This window comes from Pseudoalteromonas sp. JC28 (assembly GCF_013319255.1).
Taxonomy (GTDB): domain Bacteria; phylum Pseudomonadota; class Gammaproteobacteria; order Enterobacterales; family Alteromonadaceae; genus Pseudoalteromonas.
This window is the reverse complement of the sequence record NZ_QOKX01000032.1, coordinates 1-961: the sequence shown is the minus strand read 5'-3', so window position 1 is coordinate 961 and position 961 is coordinate 1. Positions and strand designations below refer to the sequence as shown.

Annotated in this window: 2 pseudogenes; both read right to left on the bottom strand. The window is 50.4% G+C overall.

The annotated features are described in order from the left end of the window. Positions 1 to 645, bottom strand: a pseudogene (locus DS891_RS24290) (phage tail tape measure protein); the annotation flags it as partial. A 63-nt stretch (positions 646 to 708) separates the two neighbouring features. After that, positions 709 to 961: pseudogene (locus DS891_RS24285) on the bottom strand (hypothetical protein); the annotation flags it as partial.

Here is a 961-nt window from a genome sequence, read left to right as displayed (position 1 = left end):
AATGCCTGAGCGTTTTAGCTCAGCTTGCAGAGAGTTATGCTTGGTAATTTGCTGCGTCAGCTCAGCCCGCATTTGCTGCAAGTCGCGCTCTGCAAGGTCTATACCTCGGGCAAGCTCTACAAATGGTTTGGTGGTGTCTTGTGCTTGTTTTTGTAATTGGTCGAGTGCGTGCGCGGCGGCAGCCGTGGCAATCTCTTGCTCTTCGAGTTCACGCTTTGAACGCTCAAAGGCACGAATAAGTTCTTGCTGRTTGCCWAGSTCGTCTATKACATCCGCRAGCACGCCTGCTTTTTGGCTGGCGTTCGTTGTAGCAGTGCCAACCTGGTTTAAGTCATCGCTCAGTGYTTGCGTATTGCTCGCCGTRGYTTTCGCKTTATTTGMGACGTCTCTGAGCGATTCACCMAGCTTAGCGCTTGCAGTGGTTGAYGAYGYTAASTCATCGGCMAGTTCMGTTGATTGCTTACTCGTTTGCTTTGCRGCTTGAGCCGTCTCATCTAAATTCTGGCCGAGTTGGTCAGTGGCAGGTGCAGCATCATCTGCGCTTTGTTCAATGCGGCGCAGCTCAGCAACTAACTGTTCAAGGTTCTGTTTGCCAGTGGCTTCAGCCACTATTCGTAATGCGAGCTGGAGTGTTTTATCTGCCATGCCATTTACTCAGTTTGAAAAGAGGTTTGAAATAGTAAAAAGGGGCCGAGGCCCCAACGGGAACTAGGCGTCTAATTCGGTATAGGTGAATGGGGTTGCTTTACCTGCTGGCAACTTGGCAGTGCCCGCTAGGCCGCCGCTCACAAACTCGCTGGCTGCAAAATCAATTTCTTTATCTGGCATCAGTGACACATCGTATACTTCCAGCTCAATGGCTTTACCGTTAGCAAGGTTGGTTCCCTCACCAAAAATACGGGCTCGTACTTGTGATTCAATGCCACCTTGGATGGTCTTACCGCTTCTGGCATTGTGCTGA